At 66.6% G+C, this 21,649-nt stretch carries 23 protein-coding genes; 13 read left to right on the top strand and 10 right to left on the bottom strand.

Annotated elements, in window-relative coordinates; all coding sequences use genetic code 11:
• Positions 1-145: 145 nt before the first annotated feature.
• Positions 146-1,696: an AAA family ATPase gene (locus IPK65_05235; GenBank protein ID MBK8162555.1), complete on the bottom strand. Its 1,551-nt coding sequence runs from the start codon at positions 1,694-1,696 to the stop codon at positions 146-148.
• A 117-nt stretch (positions 1,697-1,813) separates the two neighbouring features.
• Positions 1,814-2,176, bottom strand: coding sequence for a hypothetical protein (locus IPK65_05230; protein MBK8162554.1), 363 nt, complete (start codon positions 2,174-2,176; stop codon positions 1,814-1,816).
• A gap of 366 nt (positions 2,177-2,542) precedes the next feature.
• Here IPK65_05230 and IPK65_05225 point away from each other — a divergent pair, with 366 nt between their 5' ends.
• A complete protein-coding gene (locus tag IPK65_05225) occupies positions 2,543-3,238 on the top strand; it encodes a hypothetical protein (protein ID MBK8162553.1) in 696 nt (231 codons plus the stop codon).
• Positions 3,239-3,260: 22 nt separating this feature from the next.
• Here the strand turns inward: IPK65_05225 and IPK65_05220 are convergent, their stop codons facing one another.
• A complete protein-coding gene (locus IPK65_05220; GenBank protein ID MBK8162552.1) occupies positions 3,261-3,656 on the bottom strand; it encodes a hypothetical protein in 396 nt (131 codons plus the stop codon).
• 194 nt (positions 3,657-3,850) lie between these two features.
• Here IPK65_05220 and IPK65_05215 point away from each other — a divergent pair, with 194 nt between their 5' ends.
• Both IPK65_05215 and IPK65_05210 read left to right on the top strand, forming a co-directional pair.
• The gene (locus tag IPK65_05215; protein ID MBK8162551.1) at positions 3,851-4,321 is read left to right on the top strand and encodes a putative molybdenum carrier protein; all 471 of its coding nucleotides are present in this window, start codon (positions 3,851-3,853) and stop codon (positions 4,319-4,321) included.
• Positions 4,322-4,326: 5 nt separating this feature from the next.
• Positions 4,327-4,911, top strand: coding sequence for a hypothetical protein (locus IPK65_05210; protein MBK8162550.1), 585 nt, complete (start codon positions 4,327-4,329; stop codon positions 4,909-4,911).
• Here IPK65_05210 and IPK65_05205 read toward each other — a convergent pair whose 3' ends face one another.
• Positions 4,912-5,451, bottom strand: coding sequence for an NYN domain-containing protein (locus tag IPK65_05205; GenBank protein MBK8162549.1), 540 nt, complete (start codon positions 5,449-5,451; stop codon positions 4,912-4,914).
• Positions 5,452-5,611: 160 nt separating this feature from the next.
• On the opposite strand from IPK65_05205, the gene IPK65_05200 reads away from it, so the two are divergent.
• A complete protein-coding gene (locus IPK65_05200; protein MBK8162548.1) occupies positions 5,612-7,417 on the top strand; it encodes a cation:proton antiporter in 1,806 nt (601 codons plus the stop codon).
• 28 nt (positions 7,418-7,445) lie between these two features.
• Positions 7,446-8,699, top strand: coding sequence for a hypothetical protein (locus IPK65_05195; GenBank protein ID MBK8162547.1), 1,254 nt, complete (start codon positions 7,446-7,448; stop codon positions 8,697-8,699).
• A gap of 150 nt (positions 8,700-8,849) precedes the next feature.
• Here IPK65_05195 and IPK65_05190 read toward each other — a convergent pair whose 3' ends face one another.
• Positions 8,850-9,968 (bottom strand): aminoglycoside phosphotransferase family protein, encoded by a 1,119-nt coding sequence (locus tag IPK65_05190; GenBank protein ID MBK8162546.1) that lies wholly within the window; start codon positions 9,966-9,968, stop codon positions 8,850-8,852.
• Positions 9,969-10,017: 49 nt separating this feature from the next.
• Complete coding sequence (locus IPK65_05185; protein MBK8162545.1) at positions 10,018-10,362, bottom strand: hypothetical protein; 345 nt, start codon at positions 10,360-10,362, stop codon at positions 10,018-10,020.
• Between the two features lie 131 nt (positions 10,363-10,493).
• Here IPK65_05185 and IPK65_05180 point away from each other — a divergent pair, with 131 nt between their 5' ends.
• The 3 genes from IPK65_05180 to IPK65_05170 all read left to right on the top strand — a co-directional run bounded on the left by IPK65_05180 (position 10,494) and on the right by IPK65_05170 (position 13,139).
• On the top strand, positions 10,494-10,892 hold the full coding sequence (locus IPK65_05180) for a VOC family protein (protein ID MBK8162544.1): 399 nt from the start codon (positions 10,494-10,496) through the stop codon (positions 10,890-10,892).
• Between the two features lie 31 nt (positions 10,893-10,923).
• Positions 10,924-11,739 carry an LOG family protein gene (locus IPK65_05175; protein MBK8162543.1) on the top strand — a complete coding sequence of 272 codons (816 nt, stop codon included), beginning with the start codon at positions 10,924-10,926 and terminating at the stop codon, positions 11,737-11,739.
• A 242-nt stretch (positions 11,740-11,981) separates the two neighbouring features.
• The gene (locus tag IPK65_05170) at positions 11,982-13,139 is read left to right on the top strand and encodes a putative zinc-binding peptidase (protein MBK8162542.1); all 1,158 of its coding nucleotides are present in this window, start codon (positions 11,982-11,984) and stop codon (positions 13,137-13,139) included.
• A gap of 28 nt (positions 13,140-13,167) precedes the next feature.
• Here IPK65_05170 and IPK65_05165 read toward each other — a convergent pair whose 3' ends face one another.
• Positions 13,168-13,899: a peptidase gene (locus tag IPK65_05165; protein MBK8162541.1), complete on the bottom strand. Its 732-nt coding sequence runs from the start codon at positions 13,897-13,899 to the stop codon at positions 13,168-13,170.
• A gap of 162 nt (positions 13,900-14,061) precedes the next feature.
• Between IPK65_05165 and IPK65_05160 the strand changes: the two genes are divergently transcribed.
• Together IPK65_05160 and IPK65_05155 are read left to right on the top strand one after the other, a co-directional pair.
• Positions 14,062-15,513 (top strand): circularly permuted type 2 ATP-grasp protein, encoded by a 1,452-nt coding sequence (locus IPK65_05160; protein MBK8162540.1) that lies wholly within the window; start codon positions 14,062-14,064, stop codon positions 15,511-15,513.
• A gap of 2 nt (positions 15,514-15,515) precedes the next feature.
• Positions 15,516-16,436, top strand: coding sequence for an alpha-E domain-containing protein (locus IPK65_05155; protein MBK8162539.1), 921 nt, complete (start codon positions 15,516-15,518; stop codon positions 16,434-16,436).
• 43 nt (positions 16,437-16,479) lie between these two features.
• Here IPK65_05155 and IPK65_05150 read toward each other — a convergent pair whose 3' ends face one another.
• Entirely contained in the window at positions 16,480-17,310 is an 831-nt protein-coding gene (locus IPK65_05150; protein ID MBK8162538.1) for an HAD-IA family hydrolase, read from the bottom strand.
• Entirely contained in the window at positions 17,307-17,939 is a 633-nt protein-coding gene (locus IPK65_05145) for an isoprenylcysteine carboxylmethyltransferase family protein (GenBank protein ID MBK8162537.1), read from the bottom strand. The genes IPK65_05150 and IPK65_05145 overlap by 4 nt, the downstream gene beginning before the upstream one ends.
• 257 nt (positions 17,940-18,196) lie before the next feature.
• On the opposite strand from IPK65_05145, the gene IPK65_05140 reads away from it, so the two are divergent.
• The gene (locus IPK65_05140) at positions 18,197-19,066 is read left to right on the top strand and encodes a DMT family transporter (protein ID MBK8162536.1); all 870 of its coding nucleotides are present in this window, start codon (positions 18,197-18,199) and stop codon (positions 19,064-19,066) included.
• Entirely contained in the window at positions 19,063-20,025 is a 963-nt protein-coding gene (locus IPK65_05135) for a phospholipase A (GenBank protein ID MBK8162535.1), read from the top strand. The genes IPK65_05140 and IPK65_05135 overlap by 4 nt, the downstream gene beginning before the upstream one ends.
• 94 nt (positions 20,026-20,119) lie before the next feature.
• Here the strand turns inward: IPK65_05135 and IPK65_05130 are convergent, their stop codons facing one another.
• Positions 20,120-20,758 carry a pseudouridine synthase gene (locus IPK65_05130; GenBank protein ID MBK8162534.1) on the bottom strand — a complete coding sequence of 213 codons (639 nt, stop codon included), beginning with the start codon at positions 20,756-20,758 and terminating at the stop codon, positions 20,120-20,122.
• A 166-nt stretch (positions 20,759-20,924) separates the two neighbouring features.
• Between IPK65_05130 and IPK65_05125 the strand changes: the two genes are divergently transcribed.
• Positions 20,925-21,593: a hypothetical protein gene (locus tag IPK65_05125; protein MBK8162533.1), complete on the top strand. Its 669-nt coding sequence runs from the start codon at positions 20,925-20,927 to the stop codon at positions 21,591-21,593.
• Positions 21,594-21,649: the final 56 nt, after the last annotated feature.

Below are 21,649 nucleotides of genomic sequence, written 5' to 3'. Positions count from 1 at the left end.
CTGCAGTGCGGCGGGCGGGTGCAGGGACAAGACTATCGATCGACGCGTGGCGACACTGGTTTTCTTGCCGGGTACCACGCAGCAGGTATCGCGACTATAAAGGGCATGGAGGCGTATTGCAAGGCGTTCGTGCACCGTCGCCCGGTCAGCCCGACGTTTCGTCGTTCGCGACGGAGAAGGCATGCGGGTAGATCACCAGATGGCGCTGCGGTTCGCTGCCCACACTTTCCGCCACCATGTGATGGCGGCTCGCCACGCGATGCTGCAGGCGGCGCAGCGACGCCGGCCGCGGCATGAGCGCGACGACCACGCCGTCGCGCAGGGCGCGCCGGATGCCGTCCTCGGTCTCGCGCACGGCGGTCTCGGTCTCCACTTCATCCAGGCCCGGCACGACATTGAAGAGATTACGCAGCAGGTGGCGGATCTGCGCGGTGGAATTCTTCTTCACCGCATGCACGGGCAGGCCGGTGAGCTGGACCAGGCGCTGCAGACGGGAATCCCCGGCGCGCGCGCGCAGGGTTACGATCAGATTGGCGCGTTCCGCCCGGTTGACGACCTGGGCGTCGAGACGCAGGTCGCGGATGACGCGCTCGAGGAGGTCGCGGCTGAATGCGTAAGGATAGATGCGCACAGTCTGTTTCAGGTCGCCGGCCGAGAACGGGGTACGCGGCGAGGCGGAAACCGCGGGCGCGGCTAGCGCCGGCGCGGTTTCCAGCGGCTGTTCCTGTCCCGGCGTGCGGCGCAGCCCGCCGGGCGGCTGGGCGCGCAACAGGCGGTCCACCGCCTGCGCCGTGTCGGGGTGCACGATGACTTCGTCATGGTCGACGATCTCCACCACGGCGGTGAAGGTCGGCGGGGCCTTGCGTTCGCTGACGGTTTTCTGCGAGCCGCGCATGCGCGCCTCCTCATCGCCCAGCGTCACCGTCTGTACGCCGCCGACGAGGTCGGACAGCGTCGGATTCCGGATCAGGTTGTCGAGGGTGTTGCCGTGCGCCGTGCCGATCAGCTGCACGCCGCGCTCGGCGATGGTGCGCGCGGCCAGCGTCTCGGGCACGGTGCCGATCTCGTCGATGATGATGACCTCGGGCATGTGGTTCTCGACCGCCTCGATCATCACGTCGTGCTGGGCCGCGGGCGCGGCGACCTGCATGCGGCGCGCGGCGCCGATGGCGCGGTGCGGTATGTCGCCGTCGCCGGCGATCTCGTTCGAGGTATCGATGACGATCACGCGCTTGTCAAAGTCGTCGGCCAGCACGCGCGCGATCTCGCGCAGCTTTGTCGTCTTGCCGACGCCGGGACGGCCGAGCAGCAGTACGCTGCGTCCGCCCTCGATCAGGTCCCGGATGAGATCGATGGTGCCGAATACCGCGCGGCCGGCGCGCAGCGTCAGCCCGACGATGTCTCCGCGGCGGTTGCGGATGGCGGAGATGCGGTGCAGTGTGCCTTCGATGCCGGCGCGGTTGTCGCCGCCGAAGGCGCCCACGGCGCGGATGACATGCTCGAGATCGGAGCGCGTGACCGCGGTTTCCGTCAGCGCGACCGCGCGTCCGGGCAGGCGCGCCTGCGGCGGCCGGCCGAGGTCGAGCACGATTTCAAGGAGTTCGGCGCCCGGTAATTCGTCGACGGCGCGCTGCAGGGACGGCGGCAGGGTCTGGATGAGCAGCCGGAGATCGTCGGTGTGAGGATGTGCGATCATGTGGTGCCGGAGCCCCGGTATGCGGAAAGCCCCGTCGCCTGATTATATCGGCACAAGGCGCGGGGCGGTCAACCATGTTCGCGCAGAACGGAAGCGCGCGACCCGTTGTACCGGGCTTCAGGGGAACTGGATCTTGCCCCCGCCGCCGCCCGGGAAGCCGCCCTGCCCGGGGTCGGACCCGGGGAGCACCAGCGACGAAGCGGATTCGCGGCGCATCTGGCGCAGCTCGTCGATGGCGCGTTCGGCGGCATCCTGCGCCGCATCGCCGAACTTGCGCACTGCATCCTCCAGCGTGGCGGCCTCGATCTCGAAGCTCAGCGGCAGGGCGCCGACCGGCGTCAGGATCTGGGTCTGTCCGAGGTAGCTCACCGCGCGCCGCTCGTCGGGCGAGCCGTCGGTCTTGACAGGTGTGAGACGCCGGATTGTGCCAACCTGGCGATCGGTGAACGCCTCTTCGCGGTAGAGATCGGCCGCGTCCATGCCCAGGCCGGCGGCCTGGTCGTCGCTGTAGCTCACGTCGGATTCCTCATCATCGTCGGGTGTCTGTACTCTCTGCAGCTTGATAGCCTAGCAGATATCGTCGCCGCCTGGCAGCGCGCCTCGCTGCAGCCGGGCCGACGCAACGGAGTATCCGGCGCCTGTCGATCCGGCCGGGTCGTCCGCACATTCGTCATGCGCGGTACACGCGGCTGTCACATTCGGGAGATATCGTCCGCCATGGCCCCGGCAGCTCCACGATCCTCCGGTCGCGGGCCGGGCCCGTCTGCCGCGGGTAGCCGGTCAATGGGGCCGGGCGGCGAAGGGATGCAGGGGAAAATATCGTGTTCCAGCAGGGATAGACGTCGCATGTCCGGTCGGCAAGACCATGTAATCCTTTTCGAGAAAGAGGACGGCGGGTTCGAATTCTGTCCCATGGCCTCATGGCTCGGCGCCAGCCATCGCCCCGCGCCCGCGGCACCGAATAACGGAGCGGACATGCTCGACGATCTCCGGCGCGCGCTGCGCAATGTGGGCTGGGAGCTCAGACTCGTACTGGGCCGTATCCTGCTTTTCAAGCCCGACGGACGCACAGTGGGCGGCCGCGGCGACGCTGTGATTGAAAGCATCTCCGTGAACGCCGGGTGTCCGGACCCGCGGAAGACTCCGGAGGCGGTGAGGACGGAGGTGGGCATCGAGCGCTACGTCCGCACGGAGCTTCGCCCACGAATCTTCCGCCCCGGGCCTGGGTTGAATACCGTGAGCTGCGGCGGGGAGGCGGCAGGGGAGGATCGCGCCGGCGGGATGCGCAGTTTCGACGTCAGCGCCGAGGACTCGGGCGGCCCGATCGCGGTCATCGAGTTCAAGGTCGGTATTGCGACGTCGCGTGAAATCGCCTGCGTGTTGTCTTACATGGATGCAATCGCCGCGGCGACAGGCAAGCCGGTGCTCGGCGTCCTCATCGCGGGAGGGTTTCATAAAAGGATCGTCCTGGCGACGCGCGCCATGCCGGCGCCGCAGCTGCGCAGGCGGTCCTTTCAGTTTTCCTTTGCAGCGGTCAATTGACGCCGCAGCGCCGGTGCGATCGCTATTGCGTCCTGACGTAGTCGATGTAATCGAACACGTACCTGATCGCGATGCGCAGTTCCTCGCAGCGCCGCAGCATGCTCCTGCAGTTATCGTCGCAGTTGATCTCACCGCGTTCGGCGCGCTTCGCGAAAGCCAGGATCTGCTCCGAGAGCGCGTCGTGATCCGGCCACAGCTCGGCGTAGTGGCCGGTGAACTTCGCGCACATATCCTTGCGCAGCGCCTCCCTGCCGAAGTTGTTCATGTCCACCTCGCAATGCTTGGCGAGTGCATCAAGATTGGCGAGCTCGGCGATCAGGGTAATCAGTTCGGGATAGTAATCCGCCTCCTGCGCCGGCGCGGCCGCGGAGGCGAGGGTCAGGATCGAGGCGAGAACAGCGGCCGGGAGCGGTTTCATCTGGCATCTCTCATGGTATCAGGACGGGGTGGATGGCCTGGGGCCGCGGTCGCCCGGCGTCTGATCCCGGGCCGGCCGGCGTGCTATCATCCGCGGTCGTGGGCCGCCGTCCGCCCTTCGGCAAACAGTTAGGGCGGCATGCCGGCCTGTAGTAAGATGAGCCACGGCGGTGACCGGCGTATCTTGAGGCGCTTATGATAGAGAAAATCCTTTCGGGCGGCCAGACCGGAGTCGACCGGGCGGCGCTCGACGCAGCGATGGAGCTGGGTATCGCCTGTGGCGGCTGGTGTCCGGCCGGCCGGCATGCCGACGACGGGCCGATCCCTGTGCGTTATCCGCTCGTGGAAACGGCGGACATGGACCATACCGTGCGCACCGAACACAATGTGCGCGACTCCGACGGCACCCTGATGTTCTACCGCGGCGAGCTGCAGGGCGGTACCGCCTACGCCGTGCTGATGGCGGAGCAGCTCGGGCGCCCGGTGCTGGCGGTCAATCTGGAGCGCCCGCCGGCGCCCGCCGAGGTGGCGGCCTGGCTGGAGCGGAATGGCGTGCGCCGCGTGCACATCGGCGGCCAGCGCGAGAAGACGAGTCCGGGCATCTACGCCGCATCGGGCCGCCTGATCCGGGACATCCTGCGGCTGTCGCTGCGGCAGGGGGCGTGACATCCATGCGTGAGGAAGCAAACTTGGCGGGGACGGTGCTGAGAATGGTGGTGGCCGTGCTGTTCGGTTTATGCGCAGGGCCGCTTGCGGCGGAGCAGGGCGAGGTGACGGGCGCGTTCGGTTTCGAATTCGGTCAGGTGATCGATCCGGCCGGGCTGAAGGCGCTGGACGGCGACGAGGACGCCGGCCTGAGCTACGCGGTCACCCCCGATAATGCCTACGGCCCGCTCGACGAATATGCCATCACGCTCACGCCCGCCGGCCACCGGGTCTACCGCATCACGGCGCGCGGCAGCTTCAGTTCGATGCAGCGCTGCCGCGATGAGCTGGTCAAGCTGGAACGGGCGCTGGAACGCAAGTATGTCAAGACCAGCGGCAGCAAGTCCTTCGGGTTCGACGACATTCCTGTGATCACCTTCGGGCAGTCGCCGCGCAAGATCCGCGGCAAGTGCACCGGCAGGATCCTGCACAAGACCCTTACGCTGAGCTACATCGACGAAGACCTGGAGCAGGCGGCGCGCGACGAGGCGAATCCGGCAGGCATCCCCGCGCAGGACGCCGGCGCCCCGCGCGACGAATCGGGCCTGTAGTCAGTCCTCGCGCGCGGTCGGCCTGCGCTCGGGGCCGCGCTTGCCCGGGCGCGGCGTCAGCGTGAACCAGTCGGCGCTGGTGATCTCATGGAAGTAATCCGCCTCTTCCTTCAGCATGGCCGACGTGGCCGCCGGCACCGCCGCGATCTCCACCCGCACCCCCTCCGTCTTCAGGTGGCGCACTAGCTCGACGAAGTCGGAATCGCCCGACAGGATTATGATCGTATCCACCTTGCTCGCCAGCTGCATCGCCTTGATGGTCAGCGGGATGTCCGCGCTTTTGTGGCAGGGCTGCACCGAGCCGTGGTAGTGGTAGTGCAGGCGCTCCTGCAGCTTGGACGAGATCTGGCGCCCCTCGCGGAAGTAGAACAGGCGGTTGAGCCCGCGGTTGTCGAGCAGCTTCGGGATCAGGGTATCGAAGTTCAGCATGGTGTGCGGGTCGCCCGTCGCGTCGTGGATCGAGCGTTCCATGTTGTTGCCGTCGACGAGGATCGCGACGGACTGGTTGATCGTGACATTGTCTGGCCTGGGTTCTGGCATGGCGCCGGGTTTCCTCTCTAGGGGTGATATGCAAGAATGATTTTAGCCGCGAAACCGCCGGCACCGAAATCCTCGGCGCGGCGGTTACCGGCACTGTTGCCGGACCGCGCGCGCGGCCCCGGCGGTGATCAATCCATCGGGCGGGCCCGCGTAACACGTCATGACTCTGCTCCAGCAGGCGGCCATCTATCTCGGGGCGGCGATCATCGCCGTGCCGCTGTTCAACCGCCTCGGTTTCGGTTCCATCCTCGGTTACCTGGTCGCGGGCATCGCGATCGGTCCCTGGGTCCTCGGGCTGGTGACCGATGTCGACAACATCTTTCATTTCGCGGAGCTGGGCGTGGTCCTGCTGCTGTTTCTCATCGGCCTCGAGCTGCAACCGAGCCGCCTGTGGGTGCTGCGCCGCTCGATCTTCGGCCTGGGTACCGCGCAGGTGGCGGTCACCGGTGCGGTGCTGGCCGCGGCGGGCTGGTGGTTCCTCGATCTAGCGCCGGCGGCGGCGCTGGTCGCCGGACTGGGCCTGTCGCTGTCGTCGACCGCTTTTGTCGTGCAGTTGCTGGCGGAAAAGAAACAGCTGACCACCATTTCCGGCCGGGCCGCCTTTTCCGTGCTGCTGTTCCAGGACCTGGCCGTGGTGCCGATGCTGGCGCTGATCCCGCTGCTCGGACCGCCGGTCGGCGGCCACGGCACGATCACGCCGAGCGGCGTGCTGGTCGCGCTGGCGGCGTTCGTGATCCTGGTCGCCGTCGGGCGCTACCTGCTGCGCCCGGTGTTCCGCGTGGTGGCGTCTGCGGGTGGCCCCGAGATCTTCGCCGCCGCCGCGCTGCTGGTGGTGATCGGCGCGGCGGTGCTGATGGAGGCGGCGGGATTTTCCATGGCCCTCGGCGCCTTTCTGGCCGGCGTGCTGCTCGCCGATTCCGAATACCGCCACGAGCTGGAGGCGAACATCCAGCCGTTCAAGGGTCTGCTGCTCGGCCTGTTCTTCATCGCGGTCGGGATGTCGGTCAATATCGACGTGATCAGCGAGCGTCCGCTCGTCATCGCTGCGCTGGTGTGCGGGCTGCTGCTGGTCAAGGCGCTGGTGCTGTACGGCGTGGCGCGCCTGTTCCGTATCGACGGCCCTCATGCGCGCAACCTTGCCATCGTCCTGCCGCAGGGCGGCGAATTCGCCTTCGTACTGTTCAGCGTGGCGGTCGAACACCAGGTGCTCGACCGCGGCCTGGTCGACCTGCTCATCGTCGCGGTGACTCTGTCCATGGCGGCCACGCCGCTGCTCTACCTGTTCAACGAGCGCGTGCTGCGGCGCTGGCTGGAGGGCGAGGCGCCACCGGAGTTCGATACGATCAACGAGGACGAGGCCCCGCCCGTGATCATCGCCGGCTTCGGCCGCGTCGGCCAGGTGGTCGGACGCATCCTGCGCATGAGCCAGATTCCCTTCACCGCGCTCGAGATCAGCCAGACACAGGTGGATTTCGTGCGCAAGTTCGGCGGCAAGCTCTACTATGGCGACGCCTCGCGCCTCGACCTGTTGCGCGCGGCCCACGCCGACAAGGCCAGGCTGCTGGTGCTCGCCATCGACGACATCGAGGCCTCGGTGAAGACTGCGCGCACCGTGCGCCAGCATTTCCCCAACCTGGAAATCCTCGCGCGTGTGCGCAACCGCCACCACGCGCACCTGCTGATGGACCTCGGCATCCAGGTGCTGGTCCGCGAGGCCTATTTCTCCAGCCTGGAGCTCACGCGCCGCACGCTGTGCCGGCTCGGATTCTCCGAGGCGCAGTCGCGGCTGACCATCAACACCTTCCGCGAATATGACGAGGAGGCCCTGATCAAGCAGCACGCAATCCATCAGGACGAGAAGATGATGATCCAGAGCGTGAAGGCGGCGGCGCGTGAGCTGGAGGCGCTGTTCGAATCCGACATCAAGTCGCAGGGGCGGCCCGAGGCGAAAAAGGCCGGCGCGTGATCCGGAGCGCGGTAGTGGAGCAGGAGTGATGAATCGTGCGAATGCAATGACGCGGCGCGCGCTGCGCGCGGCCGCCACCCTGTGCGCCGTATGGGCGCTGCAGTCCCCTGCGGCAGCAGGCGGCGCACCCGCCTATCCGCCGCCGGGCTCGCCGGTGCCCGCCGTGCCATGCGCGCGCGCGAACCCGTCCGCAGAAATGGATTTTTTCTGCCGTTTCCTCACGCAGGAACTCTGGCAGCGGGCCGGGAGGCCGGAGTTCATCGAGTCCGGGGGCAAGCGCTGGCAGGCGTGGTTCTACGGCAGGGACGGACTCACCAACCAGATGCTCGTCGAGGGGCGGGACTACCTGCCGGAGCGCGAGGGCTGGTTCGAGGCACTGTTTGATGTCGGCAGCTTCGAGGCGCAGACCTACGAGTATTTCTGGGACCTGTTCCGCTACGCGCCCTGGAGCGTGCAGTTCATGACCGCGGGTGAATGCCGGGGCGGGCAGGCGCTCAATCCCGCGGCACTCGCCTCGGCGCGCTTCCGCCGCATGCACATCCTCGGCCTCGGCTGGCCGGTGCTTGCCGCCGATCCGGCCGATCCGGGCCGCACATTCACGCCGGCGGCGCTGCCGCAGCTGTACGCCCTCGCACAGTTGCGGCATGCGCTGGAACCGCCCCTGCGCGCGCAGATGACCGGGCCGGGCGACCTGCGCGGAGAGGTCAATGCGCTCGCCGCGGGACGCGGAATCCTGTGGCCCGACTACGCGCGCGACGGCGGTGTGTGGGAGGTCGAACGCGACGGAACGACGACCGCGCTGGACGATCTCGACGCCGCCGCAGCCCGCCTCGCCGTGCTTGGGTTGCTGGTGACCAATGACGCCATGCGCTCGTGGGAGGGCGGACGGGGGGTCGCGGCGGGCATCGCGCGCGAGCGGGGCCCGCTGTTGTACGTCTATTTCGCCCAGGACCCCTTCCTGCCGGTCGATCCCGCGGGCGCATATGCGCGACGCCTGGATCATCTGCTCGCGCGGGCCATGCCGGATACCGCCGGCGGGGCGCCGCCCCTGCGCGTTGTCAGCCACGGCCGCAGCGCGGGTGTGGTCGCGCGCGCGTTAGCACAATGGCCCGGCGTTGAGCACGAGTCCTATGCTCCTGCGGCATCCCCGCTTGATGGGGATGCGTACGCCGGTGCGCTGCGGCGGGCGGTGGCCGACGGTCGCATCGATATTGTGGCGCCCGCCTTGTCCATGACGGCGGAGCAGGGTGCTGCGTCCCCGGTGTGTCTCGAGATTAGGTGAGGCGTGAGGCGTTAGGAGTGAGGAGAAAAACGGACCAGGAATTTACTCCACAAAATGCTGGACAGGAAAAGTTAGACCGGCACGCTTTTCTGCCTCACGCCTCACGCCTCACGCCTCACGCCTCACGCCTCACGCCTCACGCCTCACGCCTCACGCCTCACGCCTCACGAGCTCTTGTATCATCCCCTTGATCTCTTTTTCGAACAGCTCGATCTCGGCCGACAGGCGCAGCTGCGTCGTCGCACGCACCAGATTCTGTTCCGGATATTCGATGCGGAAGTATTTGCTGCCTTCCAGATAGTCGGTGAGGAAGCGCACGCCGAGCTCGAACGGGATGAGGCGTATCGCAGCGTAGAGCAGGTCGACGTCGCCCAGGGCGGAGCGGTCATCGAGGGCGGTGAAATATTGCCGCAGCAGGGCGCGGCAGATGTCGAGATCGAAGCGCACGGTTTCGTGCGCCTGCGGCGACTCGCCCGCCCGGTTGCAGCAGGAGCGCACGCAGTCCGCGATGTCGTGATGCAGCAGCCCCGGTTTGACCGTGTCGAGGTCGATCAGACTCACCGCCTTGCCACTGGTTTCGTCGAACAGGAAATTGTTGAGCTTGGGGTCGCCGTGGATCACGCGGGCCGGCACCGCGCCCCTGAGCCTGGCCGCCTCGAGTTCGCCGGCATGGCGGCGGCGCGCGCCGATGAAGGACAGACAGAAACCCATATCCTCAGATTCCGGACGCGGCCCGCCGGCGGCGAAGGCCCGGTCGAAGCGTTCGAGATGGCGTGGTGTGTTGTGGAAATCCGGCCGCGTGTCGTGCAGGCGGGCGGTGTCCAGGTCGCCCACCAGATCGTGAAACCTTCCCAGTGCGAAACCGGTTTCCTCCGCACGTGGCAGACCGTCAGGCCTGTCGAGGCTGCAGGTGTGTTCCAGGTAGCTGAGCGCGCGCCACGGTGCTCCCTCCGCATCGAGCACGAGGTCGCGCCCGTCGCGCGACGCATACAGTTCGGGAAAGCGCAGGTCGCGCGCGCGCGCCTCGCGCCGCTGCCGCGCCTCGATATGTGCGAGCAGAATGCGCAGGTTCTCAAGGATCAGCGCCGGCTCCGGAAATGCGCGCCGGTTGAGGCGTTGCAGGATGAGCCGCGGGCGCGCCGGGTCGTCCGTGGTGACGAGATAGGTGTCGTTGATGAGGCCCGATCCGTGCGGAAGGACCTCGCGGACGGTCCCGCGCGGCACGAAGGCCTGTGCGATATCCCTTGTCGTTGCCGTCACCGGTTGCATGCGGTCACCCTGTTGAACTTGCGCTGCGGGACTGCGGCAGTCCGCCGCCTCAATCCTCTTCCACGGCGAAACGCAGGCTCTGCGGCGCGTCTTCGTCGCCCCAGGCAAGCCGGTCCTTGCCGACGATGCGCGGCCAGCGCCGCGGGCCGCCCATTTCAGCCTTCCAGTACACCGGCTGGATCCAGCCGTACTCGTCACGCCCGAATCCCACCGGTACCTTGCGTTCGAGCACGGCCTTCACCATCGCCTGTTCGGCGGATTCCGCCTTCACCACGGCATTGCGTTCCAGTTCCGGGCGTTCGTAGAACGCGGTGACGCGATAGCTCTGTGTCTGTTTCAGATCGACATCCCCCGTGCGGGCTGGTCGGAGCGCGGCGGCCGCGCCGCACAGCATAGGCGATTTGCCGCCGCATACCAACAGATTCTACGAGCCGGGCCGGCGATTGCGAAGACTCGCCGCGACGGCGCCGCGGGGGAGTGTGTTATCATGCCCGTCCAGCGAGCGGGACGCGGGCGGCAGCGGGAATGCTGATTAGCGATCTTCACCATGTGAGCATAGTCGTAGCCGACACGGCGCGTGCGCTTGCATTCTATCGCGATCTGCTCGGACTCGAGGTGGTGGCGCGGCCGGACCTCGGCTATCCCGGCGCCTGGCTCGCGGTGGGGGCACGCCAGATCCATCTGCTCGAAGTGCCGAATCCGGATCCGGCCGAGGGCCGGCCACGCCACGTCGGACGTGACCGCCATGTGGCCCTGATCGTGGACGATCTGGACACCTGCGCCGAACGATTGCGCCACACCGGCTGCGCCTTTACCCGCAGCCGATCCGGACGCGCCGCGCTGTTCTGTCGCGACCCTGACGGAAACGGCGTCGAGATTATCGAAGGCGGTGCCGGCGCAGGTGCGTCCGCCGCGGACAACTGAACTGCAGCGATATACCAGGGAGAAACGCAGCTTGACCAAGCGATCGAAACACCTGTCCGAGGCCTATCTGAACCCATCGTTTCTCGGCAGCCGCAGCGCGCGTTCGCTGCGCATCCTGTCGGAATACCTGGAGCCGGAGAGCCGCTTTGCCCACTATGCGGTGGACGACACCATCGTCTTTCTCGGCTCTGCCCGCCTGAAGTCGCGCGAGGACGCCGAGCAGCAGCTCGCCCGCGCCCAGGCGGAGGGCGGTGACACCGCCGCCGCACGTCGCGACCTCGATATGTCGGCCTACTACGAGGCTGCCCGCGAGCTCGCGCGCCGTTTCACCGAATGGTCCAAGGGGCTGGAGGACGAGGAGCGCCGCTTCGTGGTGTGCACCGGCGGCGGACCGGGCATCATGGAGGCGGCCAACCGCGGCGCCTCCGAGGCCAAGGGCATGAACATCGGACTTACCATCTCGATTCCGGTGGAGGAGTTCGACAACCAGTACGTCACGCGCGAGCTCTCGTTCCATTTTCACTATTTCTTCATGCGCAAGTTCTGGTTCGCCTACCTCGCCAAGGCGGTGCTGGTCTTCCCGGGCGGTTTCGGCACGCTGGACGAGCTGTTCGAGCTGCTCACGCTGCTGCAGACGCGCAAGATGCGCAAGCACCTGCCGGTGGTGCTGTTCGGGACGAAATTCTGGCGCGAAGTGATCGACTTCGACGCGCTCATCCGCCACGGTACCATCAGCCCGGAGGACGTGGACCTGATGTTCCGCACCGACTCGATTGACGAGGCCTACGACTACATCATCTCCCATCTCAGCAAATACTCACTGGAGGAGCGCGGCGCGATCCTGTAGTGCCCGGGTGGATCCGTGTGAATCGGGGACAGATTTATTTTTTCCACAACCCCTTTCTTGTCGGTGAGGATATGTTGTCCAAAAAATAAATCTGTCCCCGATTTCCGGTTTCATCGCCAACTGACGGGGGTACATGAATAATATATGTCTCCAGCTCCCGGCGGGCCACAGTCAGGGACAGGGCTGCGCGATGCTGTTATAGTGAAACGCGTATTTCCGGGCGCGTGACAGGATGATGGGCGGTGAAAACCTTTCCGTGTGAATGTGGCAACGTCCTGCATTTCGAGAACACCCTGTGTTTCAACTGCGGGCGCGACGTCGGGTTCCTACCGGACGCGTTGCGGCTGAGCGTGCTGGAGCCGGCGACGAACGGCACACGGCGCGCGCTTTCCAACGGCCGCTTCTACCGTCCCTGCCGGAACCAGTATGAATACAACGCCTGCAACTGGCTGGTGCCGGCGGAGGATCCGCATGATTACTGCGCCTCCTGCCGCCTGAACCGCGTCATCCCCGACCTCGGCGATCCCCAGAATCTCCCGCTGTGGTACCGCATCGAGGGCGCCAAGCGCCGCCTGCTGTATACCCTGTACGAACTGGGCCTGCCTGTCACCGGGCGCCACGAGGATCCCGCGGGCGGACTGGCGTTTGAGTTCCTGGCCGACCCGCAGGGGGCAACGGACGAGTTCGTCAACGAGGCCGCGCCGCGCCACCGCGTGATGACCGGGCATCGCACCGGGGTCATCACCATCAACATCATGGAGGCGGAGGACAGCGTGCGCGAGCGCATCCGCGTGCAGATGAACGAACGCTACCGCACGCTGCTCGGCCACTTCCGCCACGAGAGCGGGCATTATTACTGGGACCGCCTGGTGGCCGGTGCGGCGCGCCTGGACGGTTTTCGTGCGCTGTTCGGCGACGAACGCACGGATTACGAGCAGGCCATGCACCGGTATTACGCCGGCGGGGCGCCGCCGGACTGGCAGCAATCCTGGATCAGCGCCTATGCCAGCATGCATCCGTGGGAGGACTGGGCCGAGACCTGGGCCCACTACCTGCACATGGTCGACACCCTGGAGACCGCGCACGACTTCGATTCAAGCATCGGCGGGCGTTCCCTTGCCACCGTGGAGGCCGCGTGCGCACAGGCGGCCTCGGGTTATGGCGCGGCGGATTCTTTCGACGCGCTGATGGAGGACTGGGCGCGCCTCAGCGTGGCGCTCAACGCGCTCAACCGCAGCATGGGCCTGCCCGACGCCTATCCCTTCGCCGTCACGGGCCATGCTCTCGACAAGCTGCGCTTCGTCCACGCGGTGATACGCGCCGAAAGTCGGGGACGGATTTCCAATCCGTCCCCTTCATCTCAACCTGGGGGTCAGGCGGACGCGGGGACAGATTTATAAATCTGCCCCCGAATCTGGCTTGCTGCGTTCACTCCCACTCGAAGCGCGGCAGGTTGCGGAAGGCGTTGTGCAGGCCCTCGTTCCAGCGCGCCTGCAGTTCCTGGTATAACGGCGAGGCGAGGGTGAGCTTCAGCCGGCGCGGCAGCTCCAGCGAGTCACCGTCGTAGATCGCCACCTCGAGCGGCGGCCCGACCGACAGGTTACTGCGCATGGTCGAGTCGAGCGACACCAGCGCGCAGCGCGCGGCGTCCTCCAGCGTCGTGCCCGCCTCGATCACGCGATCGAGGATCGGCTTGCCGTACTTGTTCTCCCCGATCTGCAGGAACGGCGTCTCCGGGGAGGCGCTGATGTAGTTTCCCTGCGGATAGATGAGGAACAGCTCCGGCGGCCGTCCGGCGATCTGTCCGCCGACGATGAAGCTCGCCTCGATGCTGATGTTCGCGTGCTTCATTACGTCCGCGTGCTGGCGCTGCTCGGTCTGGTTCAGCGTGCCGACGTAGTGCGCGATCTCGAACATGTGGCGGGCGCGGCGCAGGTCGAATCCCGCTGCAGGATCCTCCAGGTGGCGCTGGATGTTGTTGATCACCGCCTGCGTGGTGGCGAGGTTGCCGGCCGTGAGCATGATGATCATGCGGTCGCCGGGCCAGATGAAGGAATGCATTTTGCCGTAGGTTGTTACGTAGTCGACGCCGGCGCTGGTGCGCGAGTCCGAGGCCAGCACCAGGCCGCGGTCGACCTTGATCGCGAGGCAGTAGGTCATGAAGGTTTTCCTGTATCGATTTGGAACATTGCGCTTCGTTTTCGCACCTGCATAGTGCGGCGGCGCGGGCAGAGCGGGATCCCGTTTGCAGGGTCCGTTTCCCGTGCTGTATGGTAGAGACATTAGCACGAAAAACGACGGGGAAATACCGCGCTACGCACTATGGCGATCCGCTGGGGCAGTTATAAAGTCAAGGGCATCCATGACGAACTGATACGCGCGACCGGCCGGTCACGGCCCGCCGCCCGCGAGCTGTGCCAGTACCTGAGCGCGCTCAGGGACGAGGAGATCGCGGAGTACAAGGCCGCTGCGGAACTCGCCATCCGCGTCATGGGCATAACCTTCCGGGTGTACACCGAGGCGGAAGGCTCCATCGACCGCGCGTGGCCGTTCGACATCATTCCGCGCATCATCGCCCACGACGAGTGGCGCCGCATCGAGGCCGGCCTGCGCCAGCGCGTGCGCGCGCTCAACCTGTTCATCGACGATGTCTATCACGGACAGCGCGCGCTGAAGGACAGGATCGTCCCGGCCGAACTGATCGCGGACTCGAAGAACTTCCGCCCGCAGTGCGTCGGCATCGACCCGCCGCGCGGCGTGTGGGCGCACATCTGCGGCTCCGACCTCGTGCGCGACAGCGATGGCACGGTGTATGTGCTGGAGGACAACCTGCGCGTGCCCTCCGGCGTGTCCTACATGCTGGAAAACCGCGCGGTGATGAAACGCGTGTTTCCGGAGCTGTTTCAGAGCCACAGCATCCAGCCGGTCGATGACTATCCCTCGCAGCTGTACGACATGCTCGCCTCGCTGTCGCCGCGGCCGGGTCCGCGCCCGGAGGTGGTGGTGCTGACGCCGGGAGTATTCAACTCGGCCTACTTCGAGCATTCCTATCTTGCGCAGCAGATGGGCGCGGAGCTGGTGGAGGGCGGCGACCTGGTGGTCGGTGACGACGATTGCGTGTACATGCGCACCGTCGCCGGGCCCGCGCGCGTCGACGTGATCTACCGCCGCATCGACGACCTGTTCCTCGACCCCGAGGTGTTCCAGTCCGATTCGCTGCTCGGCGTGCCGGGCCTGATGCGCGCGTGGAAGGGCGGTAAGGTCGCGCTCGCCAACGCGCCCGGCGCCGGCGTCGCCGACGACAAGGTGATCTACAGCTACGTGCCCGACCTCATCCGCTATTACCTGGCGGAGGAGCCGCTGCTGCCGAACGTGCCGACCTACCGCTGCGTGAACCGCGCCGAGCGCGACCACGTCATCGCCAACCTGGAGCATCTCGTCGTCAAGCCTGCCAACGAGTCCGGCGGCTACGGCATGCTGATCGGGCCGCAGTCGACCGCGGAGGAGCGTGAACGCTTCGCGCGCCTGATCCGGCGCGACCCGCGCAATTACATCGCCCAGCCGCACCTGACCCTGTCGACGACGCCGACCTTGGTCGGCAACCGCGTCGAGCCGCGCCACGTCGACCTGCGCCCGTTCATCCTGTCCGGGGAGCAGACCTACGTGACGACCGGCGGGCTGACGCGCGTTGCGCTGCGCAAGGGCTCGAGCGTGGTGAATTCCTCCCAGGGCGGCGGCAGCAAGGACACCTGGATCGTGGACGCGGAGGCCTGAGCATGCTGTCGCGGGTGGCGAACAATCTCTACTGGATGGCGCGCTACATCGAGCGCGCCGAGAACACCGCGCGCCTGGTCAACGTCAATACCCATCTGCTGCTCGACCTGCCGCGGCATATCCGCCCGGGCTGGGAGCCGATCATCGACATCACCGGCAGCCGGCCGCTGTTCTTCGCCCAGCACCAGGAGGCGGACGAGCGCAGCGTGGTGCGCTTCCTCGTTGCCAGCCCCAACAATCCGGGCTCGCTGCTCAGCGCGCTCTACGCGGCGCGCGAGAACGCGCGCACCACGCGTGACTTCATCCCGCGCGAGGTGTGGGAGCAGGTCAACCAGCTTTACCTGGCCGCCAAGGAGCAGTCCGGGTTCGCGCTGGTGCAACGCTCGCGCTACGATTTCCTGAACAGCATCATTCGCGGCGTGCAGACCATCACCGGCATACTGTCCGGTGCGATGATGCACGACGAGGGCTACGATTTCCTGCGCCTGGGGCGCAATCTGGAGCGCGCCGACATGACCACGCGCATCATCGACGTGCGCTCGATGACGCTGCTGCCGGAGCTGCACGAGGACCTGACGCCGTTCGAGAACATCCAGTGGATGAGCGTGCTGAAGTCGCTCACCGCCTACCAGATGTACCGCCGTACCATGCAGGTGCGCGTGCGCCGCCCCGACGTACTGCGCTTCCTGCTGCAGGAACGCTGCTTCCCGCGCTCGTTCTATCACGCCGTTTCCGAGGCCGAGTCCTGCCTGCGCCAGCTGCCGCGCCCCGCCGCGCCGCTTGCCGCGCTGCATGAACTGCAGGACAGGGTACGCGCCGCCAAGCCTGACCTGCTGCGCCAGGACGAGCTGCACCGCTTCATCGACGAACTCCAGCTCGGCCTGATCGACGTCAACGACGCCGTGGCCAGGGCGTATTTCTGAACAGGTATACAGGGGGCGGACTCAAGTCCGTCCCCTGTGGCGCTTATAGTCTGTCGAGCAACCAGGTGGGGCGCAGGTGCGCGGGGTGATCCTCCGGGATCGCGGCCGAGACTCCCCCCGCGACCAGCGCCGCGTCGAGACCGAACTCGCGCGCGCCGCGGATGTCGGTGGCGAGCTGGTCGCCGATCATGACCATGTCGCGCGTGCAGACGCGCCGCGCCGCCTCGGCGAAGATGGCCGCGTTCGGTTTGCCGAGCCGCACGAAGCGAAGGCCCGCGCGTCCCGGGTAGCGCAGATCAAGCGCCGCCTCGAACATCCGGGCCATGGTGCCGGCGGCGATGCCGTAATCGCCGGGTGATTTGAGAAAGACCAGGTCGGGATTGGGCAGGATCAGGTGGACGTCCGCGCCGCGGTCGAGGCGGGTGTAGAGCGCGGACAGGGTACGGTCGATGCCTTCGAGGAACGGGAAGCCGTTCTCGTCGCACACCACCAGGGTATCGAAATCCTCCCCAATGGACACGGTCAATCCCCCGGCGCGTTCGACGAAGCGGATGCTGTCCTGCGTCCCGAGGACCGCGCAGCGGGAGCCGATGAGGCCGCGCCCGGCGAAGCAGGCCGGCAGCAGCGTGCCGGCGGAGATGATGCGCCCGGGTTCGATCTCAAGCCCGAAGCCGCGGTAGCGCCGGCTGGCACTCTCAGGCAGCTTGGAGGCGTCGTTGGTCAGGATGTAATAGGGTTTGCGGGCGGCGTTGAGGCGCGCGATCAGTTCGCGCGCGCCAGGCAGCGCGCCCTCGGTTCCCACCAGTACGCCATAGGCGTCGAGCAGCAGTGCCGGGTAGCGCCCGATCAGTTCATCGGTTGTCGTGCGTATCATCGCGGATCCTTCCGGCCGTTGCGGGGCCGCTGCGGGCCGGGCCAGGGCACGCGGGGGAGGAATGCCGGCACACGCCGGCGATAACCGGCGTATTCCGGATGCTGCGCCAGCATGCGCCGCTCCTCCAGGCGCGAACCGAGCACGAAATAGAGTGCGATGCAGGCGAACAGGTTGAGCGAGTTTACGCCCTGCTCCGGATGGGCGAACATGACGAGCATTGCCGCGGCGTACATCGGGTGGCGCAGGTGCCGATAAATCCCGTCCTCGCGGAAGGGCTCGATGCCGTCCCTGAAGGCCCTGATGCCGAGGAACGCCGCGACATCGATGGGCCGCAGCGCGAGCCAGAACAACATCGCTCCGATCGCCTGCACGGCGTGCAGGGCCAGACGCGGCGCTCCTTCCATGCGGTACAGAGGGGTATCCGGCAGGCCACGCACGAAGCCCAGCCACAGCGCGGTCGTGGCGAGCGCCAGCGCGACGTACATCAGGCGGTAAGCGCGGGGTGGGACGCCGAGGGCGCGCAGGCCTGCCTTCGCCGGGGAGGTGGCCAGGGTGCTGTGCAGCGCCGCGAACAATGCGCCCGAGGCCCATATGGACATGACGGGATGTGACTGGATGAATGTTAGCATGTCGATGGCGCCGGCCGCGTCGCGGGCGCGCGCGTACGATTCACTATATTTGACCGGCTGTGGCGCGCCGTCCTCCGGCCTGACGCCGGATGCGTCGACACGATGGTATTGGCAGCAGAGATGAAAGGCAATCGTCCCCGCGGTTTCCCGGGCCGGACAGGTCCGATAGATAATCCATTGCCCGGCATACCCGTCACGCGAATCCTGCTGCGAACGGCCCGCCACCCGCGCAGACTCGATGGGCGCGCGATTCCATGATGCACTGGTTTCCCCTTGCCATGATCAGCGCCGTGACCCTGGGCGCGGCGGACGCCCTGACCAAGCGCTATTTCCAGGATTACCAGGGCTGGGAGATGGTGCTGGTCCGGATCGCCGTGCCGGGCCTGATCCTGCTGCCGCTCGCGCTGGCCCGGCCGATCCCGGCGGTGCCGCCGGAGTTCTGGAGCGGCATGCTCGTCCTGGTACCGCTCGAACTGTTCGCGATGTGGCTCTACATGCTCGCCATCCGCGACAGCCCGCTTTACCTCACCCTGCCATATCTCGCCTTCACACCGGTGTTCAACGTGCTTACCGGTTACCTGATGCTGGGTGAGACCATCAGCGCGCGCGGCTTCGCCGGCATCCTGTCAGTGGTGCTGGGCGCCTGGCTGCTCAACCTCAATCATCCCGCGACGCCGCTGCGCGGCTGGTTCGTACCGTTGCGCGCGATCGCCCACGAGCGCGGGTCGCGCCTGATGCTGACCGTGGCCCTGGTCTACAGCGTGACCTCGGCGCTCAGCAAGCAGATGATGCTGTACACCACGCCCGAGAGCTTCGGCGCGTTCTACTTCGTCCTGCTCTGCGGCGCGGTGCTGGCGGCGACCGCGCTGTTCCGGCCGCACAGCCTGCGTGTCCTGGTTGAGCGGCCGCTGCCCCTTGTCCTGGTCGGCGTCCTGATGGCCGCCATGGTGGTGACTCACTTCATCGCCATCGCGGGAATCGAGGTGGCCTATTTTCTTTCGGTCAAGCGCAGCAGCCTCGTTTTCGCTATCCTGTTCGCCATGATCCTGTTCGGTGAACGACCCGGCCTGCGCCACCTGCTCGCGAGTCTGCTGATGATAGCCGGCGTCGCCCTGATACTGTCATGAGGAATGCGGCGGCGAATCCGCGGCCGTGGCGTGATCCGGCCCGGGCCCGGGGGTGGTGGAGCCTGCTTCTCGCGGCGATGCTCGCGGTCGGCGCGGCGGAGGCGCGCGGGCAGGACCCGGCGGAGACCCCGGCGCCGGACTCCCCGGAGAACACGCCGCAGCGGGTGTACCAGTCGCCGCTCGACAAGCGCATCGAACTCGAGCAGATGTCGCAGGACAACCCTTTCGTGCTGACCGCGCACAAGCCGACCTACTTGCTGCCGATCGCCTACAACAGCCGCCCCAACGGTGAGGCGGTAGGTGAGGATGGCGGTGATCTCGACCACATCGAGATGAAGTTTCAGGTCAGCCTGAAGTTTACCGTGTGGCGCCACCTCTTCGGCGACAATGGCCATCTCTCGCTCGCCTACACGCAACAGGCCTGGTGGCAGTCCTACAATGATGCGATCTCCTCGCCGTTTCGCGAGAGCAACCACGAGCCCGAGGCCATACTCACCTACTATACCGACTTCGACGTGCTCGGCATGCGCAACCGAATGTTGGTCTTCGGTTTCGTGCATCAGTCGAACGGAAGTACTGAGGGGACCTCGCGCAGCTGGAACCGCCTATACGCGAATTTCATCCTCGAGCGGCGCAACCTCGCGATCAGCTTCCGGCCATGGTACCGCATCCCGGAGTCGGATAAGGACGACGACAACCCTGATATCGACGACTACCTCGGTTACGGCGACCTGGGACTATCCTACGAGAACGAGCGCAGTGTCTACAGCCTGCTGCTCCGCAACAATCTGCGGTTCGGCGACAACCACGGCGCGGTGCAGCTCGACTGGAGCTTTCCGCTCAAGGACAGGATCAAGGGTTATGTGCAGGTATTCAGCGGCTACGGCGAGAGCCTGATCGACTACGACCGCTCGGTCACGCGCCTCGGCCTTGGCATCATGCTGAACGACTGGCTGTAAGAAAAGACGGAGGACTCAGGGGTGAGTGCTGAGTAAAATATCAGAACAACTGAGATACATCGCAGGGGATCCGGGAATGCCTGATTTCGCAGCATTACAGCCTGAACCATGCCTGGGTTTCTTGCTCTCCCGTGTTTAGTCGCGCCGGATCCTCGTAACGCCACTCGCCGGGCGCGAGGCCGTCCAAAGTGATGCCGCCGATCGAGCAGCGGATCAGGCGCAGGGTCGGATGGCCGACCGCGGCCGTCATGCGCCGTACCTGGCGGTTGCGCCCTTCGCGGATGGACAGCCGGATCCAGGCGGTCGGTATGGCGGCGCGGTGGCGGATGGGCGGGTCGCGCGGCCACAGGCCGGCAGGTTCTGTCATGCGTTCCGCCCGGGCCGGCTGCGTCAGTCCGTCGTTCAACTCGACGCCTGCCGCGAGCCGGCGCAGGGCGGCGTCGTCCGGGACGCCTTCCACCTGTACCCAGTAGGTCTTCCACAGCTTGAAGCGCGGATGCGCGATGCGCTGCTGCAGCTTTCCATCATCCGTCAGCAGGACCAGGCCCTCGCTGTCGCGGTCAAGGCGTCCCGCGGGACGGAACCCCGGGGCGCGCAGGCAGTCGGCCAGTGTCCGCCGCGCGCCGCCGGTATCGCTGAACTGGCATAGCACATCATAGGGTTTGTTGCAGGCGATCAGCCGGGTGGTCATGCGGTGATTATTGCAGTTTCGTGTCGGGCCGCGTACAGGCATGCGGCCCGTCCCGCGCGTCGGCGAGCTGTTGCGAGGCCGCAGATGGCCTTTCCCTGCGGCCGCCCGGATATGATCTGGGGATATTGTCGACAACTGCTAGGAGCATCGGCGGGGTATGGATTAAGATGGGCCAGTTCATCGATGTACAGCCTGGGAGAGGGAGACCATGACGGGATCCGCGTATGTGCTTCGATTGAGTGTGCTGCTGGGAGTGTTGTTGCTGTCGCTGCCGGCCGTGGGGGTGCGGGCGGACGTTACAGATCCCGGGATCGTGGCGGCGCGCGCGCTCTTTTACCAGGGTGTCGACGGCGATAAACGCGCGGTGCGGGAGGCGCTGCGGCAATTCAGGGGGCTGAAGGCGGGGCAGCCGGACAATCCGCTCGTCCAGGCCTACATCGGCGCCTGCGCGGCGCTGCTCGGCAGGGACGGCAGCAACGTGACGGCCAAGCGCACCAACACCGGCCAGGGGGTGCGCGACCTCGACGCGGCGCTGGCCATGCTGGCCCGCCTGACGGCGGACGACGGCGCGGGCGTCACAGCTTCCGCCATCCTGGAGACCAAGCTCGTCGTCGCCAATGCCTTCCTCCACATCCCGAGCTTCTACAACCGGCTGCAGGAAGGCGAGCGCCTGCTCACGGAACTGCGGCAGGATCCCCGCCTCGACTTCATGTCGCCCGGCTTCCGCGCCTCGGTCCTGGTGTCGGCGGCCGCGATCGCGCAGATGAACGAGCGGCCCGACGATTCCGCTTCGCTGCTGAAACGCGCGCAGCAGCTCGACCCGGCGGGGCGCGAGGGTCGGCGCGCGCAGCAGATGCTGGCGGCAGAAACCGAGTGATCGCCATCATCCACCCGCAAGACCGGGAAGACTTCGTGGTACCATAGGCGGCCGCA

Source organism: Gammaproteobacteria bacterium (assembly GCA_016712635.1).
Classification (GTDB): domain Bacteria; phylum Pseudomonadota; class Gammaproteobacteria; order SZUA-140; family SZUA-140; genus JADJWH01.
This window is presented reverse-complemented; position numbering and strand designations above follow the sequence as displayed.

What these genes read in the sequence shown, in the direction of transcription:
- IPK65_05235 (MBK8162555.1), bottom strand. Translation starts at nt 1,696, where the DNA reads ATGATCGCACATCCTCACACCGACGATCTCCGGCTGCTCATCCAGACC.
- IPK65_05230 (MBK8162554.1), bottom strand. Translation starts at nt 2,176, where the DNA reads ATGGACGCGGCCGATCTCTACCGCGAAGAGGCGTTCACCGATCGCCAG.
- IPK65_05225 (MBK8162553.1), top strand. Translation starts at nt 2,543, where the DNA reads ATGTCCGGTCGGCAAGACCATGTAATCCTTTTCGAGAAAGAGGACGGC.
- IPK65_05220 (MBK8162552.1), bottom strand. Translation starts at nt 3,656, where the DNA reads ATGAAACCGCTCCCGGCCGCTGTTCTCGCCTCGATCCTGACCCTCGCC.
- IPK65_05215 (MBK8162551.1), top strand. Translation starts at nt 3,851, where the DNA reads ATGATAGAGAAAATCCTTTCGGGCGGCCAGACCGGAGTCGACCGGGCG.
- IPK65_05210 (MBK8162550.1), top strand. Translation starts at nt 4,327, where the DNA reads ATGCGTGAGGAAGCAAACTTGGCGGGGACGGTGCTGAGAATGGTGGTG.
- IPK65_05205 (MBK8162549.1), bottom strand. Translation starts at nt 5,451, where the DNA reads ATGCCAGAACCCAGGCCAGACAATGTCACGATCAACCAGTCCGTCGCG.
- IPK65_05200 (MBK8162548.1), top strand. Translation starts at nt 5,612, where the DNA reads ATGACTCTGCTCCAGCAGGCGGCCATCTATCTCGGGGCGGCGATCATC.
- IPK65_05195 (MBK8162547.1), top strand. Translation starts at nt 7,446, where the DNA reads ATGAATCGTGCGAATGCAATGACGCGGCGCGCGCTGCGCGCGGCCGCC.
- IPK65_05190 (MBK8162546.1), bottom strand. Translation starts at nt 9,968, where the DNA reads ATGCAACCGGTGACGGCAACGACAAGGGATATCGCACAGGCCTTCGTG.
- IPK65_05185 (MBK8162545.1), bottom strand. Translation starts at nt 10,362, where the DNA reads ATGCTGTGCGGCGCGGCCGCCGCGCTCCGACCAGCCCGCACGGGGGAT.
- IPK65_05180 (MBK8162544.1), top strand. Translation starts at nt 10,494, where the DNA reads ATGCTGATTAGCGATCTTCACCATGTGAGCATAGTCGTAGCCGACACG.
- IPK65_05165 (MBK8162541.1), bottom strand. Translation starts at nt 13,899, where the DNA reads ATGACCTACTGCCTCGCGATCAAGGTCGACCGCGGCCTGGTGCTGGCC.
- IPK65_05160 (MBK8162540.1), top strand. Translation starts at nt 14,062, where the DNA reads ATGGCGATCCGCTGGGGCAGTTATAAAGTCAAGGGCATCCATGACGAA.
- IPK65_05155 (MBK8162539.1), top strand. Translation starts at nt 15,516, where the DNA reads ATGCTGTCGCGGGTGGCGAACAATCTCTACTGGATGGCGCGCTACATC.
- IPK65_05150 (MBK8162538.1), bottom strand. Translation starts at nt 17,310, where the DNA reads ATGATACGCACGACAACCGATGAACTGATCGGGCGCTACCCGGCACTG.
- IPK65_05145 (MBK8162537.1), bottom strand. Translation starts at nt 17,939, where the DNA reads ATGCTAACATTCATCCAGTCACATCCCGTCATGTCCATATGGGCCTCG.
- IPK65_05140 (MBK8162536.1), top strand. Translation starts at nt 18,197, where the DNA reads ATGCACTGGTTTCCCCTTGCCATGATCAGCGCCGTGACCCTGGGCGCG.
- IPK65_05135 (MBK8162535.1), top strand. Translation starts at nt 19,063, where the DNA reads ATGAGGAATGCGGCGGCGAATCCGCGGCCGTGGCGTGATCCGGCCCGG.
- IPK65_05130 (MBK8162534.1), bottom strand. Translation starts at nt 20,758, where the DNA reads ATGCCTGTACGCGGCCCGACACGAAACTGCAATAATCACCGCATGACC.
- IPK65_05125 (MBK8162533.1), top strand. Translation starts at nt 20,925, where the DNA reads ATGACGGGATCCGCGTATGTGCTTCGATTGAGTGTGCTGCTGGGAGTG.